Here is a 7,797-nt window from a genome sequence, read left to right on the forward strand (position 1 = left end):
CGGTCGGACGGGTCCGTGGGTCCGGACGACCGTGGGGGGACGGTCGGACGGGTCCGTGGGTCCGGACGACCGTGGGGGGACGAGGACGAGGACGACCCCGGCCTCGGGGTTCCCTCAGGAACGCACGCGCAGGGTGGGGTCCGGACGCAGGTTCCGGATGCCGTTCCACACGAGGTTCACCACGTGCGCGGCCACGACGTCCTTGGGCATGCGGCGCTCGTCGAGCCACCACTGGCCGACCTGCGCGATGAGGCCGACCATCATCTGCGCGTACAGGGGAGCCCAGGTCGGGTCCATGTGGGAGTTCTCGAACTGGTCGGCCAACAGGTGCTCGACCTGGACGGCGACGTCGCCGATGACCGAGGAGAAGGACCCGGAGGTGCGGTCGTCGGGTGCGTCACGCACGAGGACCCGGAACCCGTCGGAGTTGCCCTCGATGTAGTCCAGCAGGGTCAGGGCTGCGTTCTCGAGGATCTCGCGGGGGTGCTCGGAGGACTCCAGGGAGGCCTGGAGCTGCGTCACGAGGCGCTGGACCTCACGGTCGACGACGACCGCGTAGAGCCCCTCCTTGCCCCCGAAGTGCTCGTAGACGACGGGCTTGGACACCCCGGCCTTGGAGGCGATCTCCTCCACGCTGGTCGAGTCGAACCCCTTCGAGGCGAACAGGGAGCGACCCACCGTCACCAGCTGCTCCCGTCGGGCGAACCCGCTCATCCGCGTGCGCTTCTCGGCCATGGGCCCACCGTAGTGGACGCAGCCGGGACCCGTTCCCGCCCCGCGATGCCGTGTGGCAGAATCGGAGCGCCCTTCCGCCCTGGTGTAATGGCAGCACAGGGGTTTTTGGTGCCCTGGGTCCGGGTTCGAATCCTGGGGGCGGAGCCACGGGTGCGCTGACCGGTACCCGGACCGGTCGTGGGGACTGCCCGTGCACCCGACACCGGACCGACCGCAGGAGGACCCGTGTCCCAGCCCGTCGCCGTCATCGTCCTCGCCGCAGGCCAGGGGACCAGGATGCACTCCGACCTGCCCAAGGTCGTCCACCCCCTGGCGGGGCTGTCCCTCATCGGCCACGCCCTGCGTGCCGCGGAGGGCGTCCACCCGCTCCACCTCGTCGCCGTCGTGCGCCACCAGAGGGAACTGGTGGCAGCCGAGGTGGCACGCGTGGCACCCGAGGCGGTCATCGCCGACCAGGACGAGGTGCCCGGGACCGGCAGGGCCGTCCAGTGCGGCCTCGCCGCACTGCGGGAGACCGCGGGGGAGGTCGAGGGGACGGTCCTGGTCACCTACGGCGACGTGCCCCTCCTCGGCGCCGACACCCTGGAGGAACTGGTGCGGGTCCACGAGGGCGCCGCTGACGCGGTCACGGTGCTCACGACCCGCGTCCCCGATCCCACCGGGTACGGCCGGATCCTCCGCGATCCGTCCACCGGCGCGGTGAGCGCGATCGTCGAGCAGCGCGACGCGACCCCGGAGCAGCAGGCGATCACGGAGATCAACGCCGGGATCTACGCCTTCGACGCCCGCTTCCTCTCCGAGGCGTTGGCACGGGTCGGCACGGACAACGACCAGGGCGAGGTCTACCTCACCGACGTCCTCGCCGCCGCGGCTCCCGCCGGTCGACGGGCGGGGGCGCTCGAGCTCGCCGACGTCTGGCAGGCCCGGGGCTGCAACGACCGGGTCCAGCTCGCCGAGCTCGGGGCCGAGCTCAACCGCCGCATCTGCGGGTCCCACATGCGGGCCGGCGTCACGATCACCGATCCCGCCAGCACGTGGATCGACGTCGACGTCAGGATCGGACGGGACACGACGATCCACCCCGCCACGTCGCTGCGGGGGACCACGAGCATCGGCGAGTGGTGTGAGATCGGTCCCGGAACGACCCTCAGCGACGCACGTGTGGGCGCCGGATGCGTCCTCCCGGCGTCCTGGGGTGCGGATGTCGACATCCCAGCCGATACGATGGGCGAGCCGTTCAGCGTCCTCGGTGGGCAGTGACGGGTGCCTGACCGAGTCCCTCGGGCGCTGCGGCGGAGCGGAAGGACGACCGCATGAGCGGGTTGGTGGCGAGCGGCGAGAAGCGGCTGGTCGTGGTCTCTGGCAGGGCACACCTCGATCTGGCGACACAGGTGGGGGAGGAGCTCGGCTGCGGGGTCTCCTCCACGACCGCCTACGACTTCGCCAACGGCGAGATCTACGTCCGCTTCAACGAGTCGGTGCGCGGGGCCGACGTCTTCGTCCTCCAGTCCCACACCGCGCCCATCAACAAGTGGTTGATGGAGCAGCTGATCATGATCGATGCCGCCAAGCGGGCCTCGGCCAAGCGCATCACGGCGGTCGCGCCCTTCTACCCCTATGCGCGCCAGGACAAGAAGCACCAGGGGCGTGAGCCCATCTCGGCGCGCCTGGTGGCGGACCTCTACAAGACGGCCGGTGCCGACCGCGTGATGAGCGTCGACCTGCACGCCTCCCAGGAGCAGGGCTTCTTCGACGGGCCCGTGGACCACCTCTGGGCCATGCCGGTCCTGGTGGACTACGTGCGGCGTCGGGTCGACCTCGCCAATGTCACCATCGTCTCCCCCGATGCCGGCCGCATCCGCGTCGCGGAGAAGTGGGCCGCGAAGCTCGGCAACTGCCCGCTGGCCTTCGTCCACAAGACGCGCGACACGACGCGGCCGAACGTGGCCGTGGCGAACCGGGTCGTCGGTGACGTGGCGGGGCGCCAGTGCGTCCTGGTGGACGACCTCATCGACACGGGTGGAACCATCGCCGAGGCCGTGAAGGTCCTCTACGACGCCGGCGCGCAGTCGGTCATCGTCGCCGCCACCCACGGTGTCCTCTCCGACCCCGCTCCCCGTCGTCTCGCGGAGGTGGGCGCCACGGAGGTGGTCGTCACCGACACCCTGCCCATCACCCCGGAGAAGCGGTTCTCGAACCTCACGATCCTGCCCATCGCGCCGCTCCTGGCCCGAGCGATCAAGGAGGTCTTCGAGGACGGATCGGTCACATCCCTCTTCGAAGGCGTCGCCTGAGGCCACCCGGGCGGTAGACTGTCCGGGTTGCTCCGGCGAGGGCGACGGCACGGTGCCGTCGCCGTGATCGACAGGGCTCCCCGGCCGTGGTCGGGGTCCCCCGCGCCGGAGCGGGACGACCACCGCAACCGTCGAGGAGACACACCATGAGCACCGAGATCCTGTCCGCCACCGTTCGCACCGAGTTCGGCAAGGGCGCGGCCCGTCGCGCCCGTCGCGCGGGCCTGGTCCCCGTCGTCGTCTACGGCCACGAGGGCGAGCCCGTCCACCTGGACCTGCCGGCCCACGAGCTCTTCCTGATCGTGCGTTCCAACAAGAACGCCGTCGTCACGCTGAAGACGGCTGACGCCGAGCAGCTCGCGCTGGTCAAGGACATCCAGCGCCACCCGGTCTCCCGCGCGATCCTGCACGTCGACCTGCTCGCCATCAAGGCCGGCGAGAAGGTCCAGGTCACCGTGCCGCTGGTCGTGGTCGGCGAGCCCACCCCCGGCACCGTCCACAACGTCGAGGAGTTCGAGATCCCGGTCAAGGCCCCCGTCACCGCGATCCCCGAGGGCATCGAGGTCGACATCACCGGCCTCGAGATCGGTGCGGTCATCCGCGTCTCCGATCTCCCCGTCCCGGAGGGCGTCGAGATCGAGCTCGACCCCGAGCAGGACATCCTCTCCATCCAGGAGGTCCAGGAGGAGCCCGAGGAGCCCGCCGAGACGACGGAGCCCGCCGAGGGCGAGGCGCCCGCCGGGGACGAGGCGGCCACCGAGGCCGAGTGAACCTGGTTCCCCAGACCACCAGCGGGGCCGCACCGGGAGGTGCGGCCCCGCTGTGCGTCTCGGATAGCATGGCCGGGTGCCCGATGTTCCCCAGGTCCGGACCCCGTCCGCCAGCCACGCGGTGGCCGCGGGCGCTGCGGTGCACGTTCCGGGGAGTCCGTCCACCCGCGTGCCGGACGGGTCCCGGGGACCGCGCAGTGCCGTGACGGCCGGTGATGCCGGTTCGTCGGGCGACACCGTGACGTCCCCGGATGCCGATGCGCCGCGCGACCCCACGGTGCCGCCCGACCCCGACCCGCCGCGTGTCCCCCGGGAGGGCGGAACGGGCGCGCTCGTCGGGGGCTCCGCACTCGTGGCGATTGCGGCGTTGCTCCTCTCCCACCTCCTCACCCCCCGTGGCACGGTCGAGAACGACGTCCACTACTACCAGCAGTGGGCCGAGTGGATCACCCGCAACGGCCTCTCGGGTGCGATGAGGGAGTACCCGACCCCGGTCGCCCTGCTCCTGTGGTTGCCGAGCCTGGTGGCGACCACCGCCGACTCCTACTTCCGTCTCTTCGTCGCCCTGGGCGTCGTCATCGCCACCGCCACGACGTGGACACTGCTGGCACTTCCCCACAGGCGCGCGGGCGCGCGGGCCGCAGTGGTCTTCCTCCTCGGCCTGGGAGCGCTCGGCCCCATCACCTTCTACCGCTTCGACCTCCTCCCCGGTGCGCTGCTGGCGCTGGCCTGCGTCCTCCTCGCACGGGGACGGTCGGGGTGGTCGGTGGCCGTCGCCCTGGGGACCGGCGTCAAGCTCTGGCCCGTCATCGCCTGGCCCCTCGTGCTCGGTCGGCGCAGCACCCGCCGGCGCGAGGTCGTGGGATTCACCGCGACCGGCCTCGCCCTCGTCGTGGTGTCGGTGGCGGTGGCCGGGTGGGACCGTCTCCTGTCCCCCCTGGGGTGGCAGTCGGGACGCGGGCTCCAGGTCGAGACCGTCCTCGCCTCCTGGATCCTGCTGGCCCGCACCGTCTCGCCCTCGACGTGGACGGCGCAGCTGTCGGACGCGAACTCCTGGGACTTCTCCGGTCCCGGCGTCACCGCGACCCTCGCGCTGGGGTCGCTCGCCCAGGTCGGGCTGGTGGCGTGGGTCGTGACCGCCACGTGGCGCATGTGGCGGACCCGCCGTGCGGACCCCGCACCGGTGTCCCTCTGTGCCGCGTCGCTGGTCGGCGTGCTCCTGGCCACCGACAAGGTGTTCTCCCCGCAGTACGTCATGTGGTGGGTGCCGGTCTCGGCCGTCGCCATCGCCCTGGGCGGTCGACGTCTGCCGCAGTGGTGGGCCCCGGCCCTGGTGGTCACCGCATTCCTCACGCAGCTGTCGTACCCGACGACCTACGGGTGGCTCTACTCGGGCTCCACCGGGTGGACGTTCCTGCTCGGCACGGTCGTCATGATCTCGCGCAACGTCCTCGTGGTGGTGCTGGCGGTGTCCATGTGCCGCGCGGCATGGCGCGCCACGACGGTCCCGTCCGCCGACGAGGGCGGCGCCGCCCTCGTCGATCCGGGGCCCACGGCCACACCCCCCGCCGGGGACGCCCCCGCACACGACGTCCCCGAGCGGGACGTCCCCGTCGGGGCGACACCCGGACGGGACCTCCCAGCCCAGCACGCCCCCACCCAACCGGAGGACCACACATGAGCGGCACCGACCTGCACGTCATCATCCCCGCCGGCGGCGCGGGGACCAGGCTGTGGCCCCTGTCGCGGCGTTCCCGTCCGAAGTTCCTCCTCGACCTCACCGGGTCGGGGCGCACCCTGCTCCAGGCCACGGTCGACCGGCTCACCCCGCGGGCGGCCTCGATCACGATCGTCACCGGAGCGGCCCACCGCGGGGCCGTGCTCGGACAACTCCCGGAGTTCAACGGCCACCCGGACCGCCACCTCGTCATCGAGCCCTCCGGACGTGACTCGATGCCCGCCATCGGCCTGGCCACCTACCTCGTGAGACGTCGCTACGGGGCGGACGCGGTGGTGGGGTCCTTCGCGGCCGACCACCTGATCACCGGCCCCGACGTCTTCCTCGCGGCCCTGGACACGGCCGTGGGCGCCGCGCGTGAGGGCTACGTGACGACCATCGGGATCACGCCGACGGAGCCCTCGACCGCCTACGGGTACATCCACCCGGGCGCGGACCTCCCGGGCGTCCCCGGGGCGCAGCTCGTGACCAGCTTCGTCGAGAAGCCGGACCCGGCCACCGCGCGACGCCACCTCGGTGAGGGATACGTGTGGAACGCCGGCATGTTCGTCATGCGCGCCGGGGTCCTCACCGACCACCTGGCGCGTCTGCACCCCGACCTGGACCGCGGGCTCGAGCGGATCGCGAAGGCGTGGGGCGGGCACGGCGAGCAGGCCGTCCTGGAGGAGACCTGGCCGACCCTGGAGCGCATCGCCATCGACCACGCGGTCGCCGAACCCGTCGCCGCGCAGGGCGGCGTCGCAGTGGTGCCCACGGGCGCGGGGATCGGGTGGACGGACCTGGGGGACTTCCGTGCGTTGGGTGAGGTCCGCGGGGAGGTCGGGGACGCACTGCGCGTCGACGCCCCGGGGACGGTGGTCTACACGGAGACCGGCCAACGGGTGGTGCTGGTGGGGGTGGAGGACCTGGTGGTGGTGACGACGCCGGACGCGGTCCTCGTCACGCGTGACGCAGCAGCGCAGGAGGTCAAGCGGGCCGTCGACGCCCTCGGTGAGGAGGGCAGGTCCGACCTGCTCTGAGGGCGCGATTGCCAAGAGCTGGTTGCGATTGGGCAACGACGCCGAGAGGGCCCCCGTCCACTGGTTAGGATTGTGTGACGTGCCGTCACAACGGCCGCCCCCAATGTCCCAGGAGGAACAACAGTGAAGAACTCCCTCAAGTTCGGTTCGGTCGCGGCCGCTGCCGCGCTCGCGCTCGCGGGCTGCGGAGCCGCACCCGAGGCCGCATCCGGCGACCAGTCCGGTGACCAGTCGGGCGCCGCCACCGGTGCCTCGATCAAGGCCTGCATGGTCTCCGACTCCGGCGGTTTCGACGACAAGTCGTTCAACCAGTCCGGCCACGAAGATGGAGAAGGCCAAGTCGGAGCTCGGTGTCGACGTGGCCTACGCGGAGTCGCAGTCGGACGCGGACTTCGTCTCCAACATCGCGAACATGGTCCAGGGCAACTGCGACCTGATCATCGGTGTCGGCTACCTCATGGCGGACGCCATGAACGATGCCGCCAAGGCCAACCCGGACATCAAGTTCGCCCTCGTCGACTCCAGCTTCGCCGACGCCCCGGAGAACTCGAAGGCACTGGTCTTCAACACCGCTGAGGCCGCCTACCTCGCGGGCTACGCCTCCGCCGGCATGACCTCCACCGGGAAGGTCGGCACGTTCCTCGGCGGCCAGATCCCCTCCACCGCGGTCTTCGCCGACGGCTTCGCCGACGGCATCGCGAAGTACAACGAGGCCAACGGGACCTCCGTCGAGCTCCTCGGCTGGGACAAGGCCACCCAGAAGGGCATGGCCACCGGTGACTTCGAGGACGTCTCGAAGGGCAAGCAGTTCTCCGAGCAGCTGATCCAGCAGGGTGCGGACATCATCATGCCCGTCGCCGGCCCCGTGGGCGCCGGCACCCTGGCGGCCGCGAAGGAGGCCGGGGACGTGTCGGTCGTGTGGGTCGACGCCGACGGCTACGAGACGCAGCCGGAGTACGCCTCGATCATCCTCACCTCCGTTGTGAAGGAGATCGGCCAGGCCGTCTACGACACCGTCAAGTCGGTCCAGGACAACTCCTGGACGCATGACGACTACATCGGCACCATCGCCAACGGCGGTGTCGGCATCGCCCCGTTCCACGACTTCGAGGACAAGGTCCCCGACGAGCTGAAGTCGCAGCTCGAGGACCTCGAGTCCCAGGTCAAGGACGGTACCATCACCGTGGAGTCCGACAACTCGCCGAGCTGATCGGCTGAGGTCTCGACCCCACCGTCGGGGG

The 7,797-nt window shown here is 71.2% G+C and carries 6 protein-coding genes, 1 tRNA gene and 1 pseudogene; 7 read left to right on the forward strand and 1 reads right to left on the reverse strand.

Annotated features, from left to right (window positions below; translation table 11 throughout):
• Positions 1-114: 114 nt before the first annotated feature.
• On the reverse strand, positions 115-735 hold the full coding sequence (locus tag TA90_RS09105) for a TetR/AcrR family transcriptional regulator (RefSeq protein WP_043535890.1): 621 nt from the start codon (positions 733-735) through the stop codon (positions 115-117).
• 73 nt (positions 736-808) lie between these two features.
• On the opposite strand from TA90_RS09105, the gene TA90_RS09110 reads away from it, so the two are divergent.
• The 7 genes and pseudogenes from TA90_RS09110 to TA90_RS09140 all read left to right on the forward strand — a co-directional run bounded on the left by TA90_RS09110 (position 809) and on the right by TA90_RS09140 (position 7,766).
• A tRNA-Gln gene (locus TA90_RS09110) sits at positions 809-882 on the forward strand.
• Positions 883-960: 78 nt separating this feature from the next.
• Positions 961-1,995, forward strand: a complete 1,035-nt coding sequence (locus tag TA90_RS09115) for a bifunctional UDP-N-acetylglucosamine diphosphorylase/glucosamine-1-phosphate N-acetyltransferase GlmU (protein ID WP_043535891.1) — start codon at positions 961-963, stop codon at positions 1,993-1,995.
• Between the two features lie 53 nt (positions 1,996-2,048).
• Entirely contained in the window at positions 2,049-3,029 is a 981-nt protein-coding gene (locus TA90_RS09120) for a ribose-phosphate diphosphokinase (protein ID WP_043535892.1), read from the forward strand.
• Between the two features lie 146 nt (positions 3,030-3,175).
• Positions 3,176-3,799, forward strand: a complete 624-nt coding sequence (locus TA90_RS09125; RefSeq protein ID WP_043535893.1) for a 50S ribosomal protein L25/general stress protein Ctc — start codon at positions 3,176-3,178, stop codon at positions 3,797-3,799.
• A gap of 202 nt (positions 3,800-4,001) precedes the next feature.
• Positions 4,002-5,480: a glycosyltransferase 87 family protein gene (locus TA90_RS09130; protein WP_043535894.1), complete on the forward strand. Its 1,479-nt coding sequence runs from the start codon at positions 4,002-4,004 to the stop codon at positions 5,478-5,480.
• Positions 5,477-6,556, forward strand: coding sequence for a mannose-1-phosphate guanylyltransferase (locus TA90_RS09135; RefSeq protein ID WP_043535895.1), 1,080 nt, complete (start codon positions 5,477-5,479; stop codon positions 6,554-6,556). Before TA90_RS09130 ends, TA90_RS09135 begins: the two co-directional genes overlap by 4 nt.
• 123 nt (positions 6,557-6,679) lie before the next feature.
• Positions 6,680-7,766: pseudogene (locus TA90_RS09140) on the forward strand (BMP family lipoprotein).
• The last annotated feature ends 31 nt before the right edge of the window (positions 7,767-7,797 follow it).

This window comes from Actinomyces polynesiensis, assembly GCF_000820725.1.
Lineage (GTDB): Bacteria > Actinomycetota > Actinomycetes > Actinomycetales > Actinomycetaceae > Pauljensenia > Pauljensenia polynesiensis.

Excerpts from the sequence above, each read along its gene's own strand:
- TA90_RS09105 (WP_043535890.1), bottom strand. The coding sequence starts at position 735 with ATGGCCGAGAAGCGCACGCGGATGAGCGGGTTCGCCCGACGGGAGCAG.
- TA90_RS09120 (WP_043535892.1), top strand. The coding sequence starts at position 2,049 with ATGAGCGGGTTGGTGGCGAGCGGCGAGAAGCGGCTGGTCGTGGTCTCT.
- TA90_RS09125 (WP_043535893.1), top strand. The coding sequence starts at position 3,176 with ATGAGCACCGAGATCCTGTCCGCCACCGTTCGCACCGAGTTCGGCAAG.
- TA90_RS09135 (WP_043535895.1), top strand. The coding sequence starts at position 5,477 with ATGAGCGGCACCGACCTGCACGTCATCATCCCCGCCGGCGGCGCGGGG.